Below are 1,607 nucleotides of genomic sequence, written 5' to 3' on the forward strand. Positions count from 1 at the left end.
AGCTTGATCTTTAACCTGTGCGGCGTGGCCGGGGATTGGTCGATTTCTTCTTCGAAGAGGTCGTCTTCCCGGTCGCGCTGCTGGTGACGATGTGGACGTCGTAGCGGCGGGTGGGATGGCGGTTGGGTCGTCCGGGTGGGCGGCCGGGTCCTGGTCGGGTGGGTTTCGGTGCACCGGCGGGACAGGGGCTGTTGGCGCGCAGGTGCCGAAATCCGCGGCGGACCCGAGCGGGGGTGAGCCGGTGGGGTGGGGCGGGTCGTTCCCAGGGGCGACGCAGGTCGGCGGCGAGGGGCCGGGCCAGCCGGAGCTGGGTGTAGGCGGCGATGATCAGCCAGGTCCAGCGGTCGGCTGCGTGCGGGTCGCGTAGTTTCGGCACGGTCCAGCCGAGGGTCTGCTTGAGCAGCCGGAAGGTGTGCTCGATGTCGAAGCGGCGTAGGAACGCCTGCCACAGCAGGTCGATGATGGTCGGGTCGGGGTTGTCGCCGGACTGGTGGCCGAGGCCGGTGAACCACCACAGCCAGACCGGCTTCGCGGTCGCGCCGGAGGGCAGTCGTTGCACGTCCAGGCGGATGAGGGTGCCTTCCAGGATGGGCAGCTCGGGGCAGTCGGCCCAGGCGGCGCGGCGGGTCAGGCGGGGGTGCAGCTGGTGCCAGGCACGGACGGTCGCGGTGCCGTAGAGGCGGGTCTCGGTCACGGTGGTGACGTTCGGGGTGCCCCAGCTGGCCGGGTCGCCGAAGATGAACTCGCTGCCATGCCGTGGTGGCCGACCGCACTTGGGGCCCGGTGTCCATGGCCCCGGCGGGCGGCGCAGCACCCGGTCGGATCGCATCCGGGCCAGGACGCGTACCGGCAGGTCGTGTAGCAGCCAGGCCAGCCGGGCGGCGTCGTAGCCGGCATCCATTACCACCCAGATCGCCGGGTCACCGGGCTGCCAGTGCCCGGCGGTAATCAGCCGGTCCACCACCGCGCGCAGCTGCTCGGCGGTGACTGCGGCCAGCTCGGTGCCCGGGGCCAGCCGGATCGCGTCCAGCGGCGCGGTCCACGAACTACGCCCGGACTCCAGGGCCACCACAAACGAGTACGGCCAGCCCGGCACCCCGATGTGCTGGTCTTTGCCACGGCCGTAGGTGTGGCACAGGACCCGCTCCGGCACGGTGTGCGCTTCCGGCCGCAGCCAGCAGGTGACATCCACGGCCAGCACGATCCGCCCGTCAGCTGCCCGTGGGATCGGCATCGAGGCCACCACGGTCCGCAACCGTTGCACATCGATCCGACCGGCGCCAAGCGCGTCGTACAACGCGCCGTGGCCGCGGCGGTGCTCCGCCACCAGGGACAACGCCGGCAGCGACCGCACCGGCCCATCCGCGCACAACACCGCGTCGGCCAACTCGAACAGCGCATCAGCCCTGGCGCTCAGACAACGATGCAGTTCCGCACGGAACGTCGCGAGGTCCCCCACCGCGCTTCCACGCCTGGCGTCATGCACACTGATCATCCCGCAGCCCTTGGTCCTGATCTTCTTCCCTAGACAAGAGGAATGATCGATCAAGGGCTGCGGCCATGATCAGCCGGGGTCGATGGCACCCGACCGCAGGTTAAAAATCAAG

Annotated in this window: 1 protein-coding gene; it reads right to left on the bottom strand. The window is 70.2% G+C overall.

Annotated elements, in window-relative coordinates:
- Positions 1-10 precede the first annotated feature (10 nt).
- Positions 11-1,495, bottom strand: coding sequence for an NF041680 family putative transposase (locus tag Vse01_RS29090; protein ID WP_204019281.1), 1,485 nt, complete (start codon positions 1,493-1,495; stop codon positions 11-13).
- Positions 1,496-1,607: the final 112 nt, after the last annotated feature.

Source organism: Micromonospora sediminimaris, assembly GCF_016863575.1.
Classification (GTDB): Bacteria; Actinomycetota; Actinomycetes; order Mycobacteriales; family Micromonosporaceae; genus Micromonospora; species Micromonospora sediminimaris.

Coding starts and splice junctions, on each gene's coding strand:
- Vse01_RS29090 (WP_204019281.1), bottom strand. CDS start 1,495: ATGATCAGTGTGCATGACGCCAGGCGTGGAAGCGCGGTGGGGGACCTC.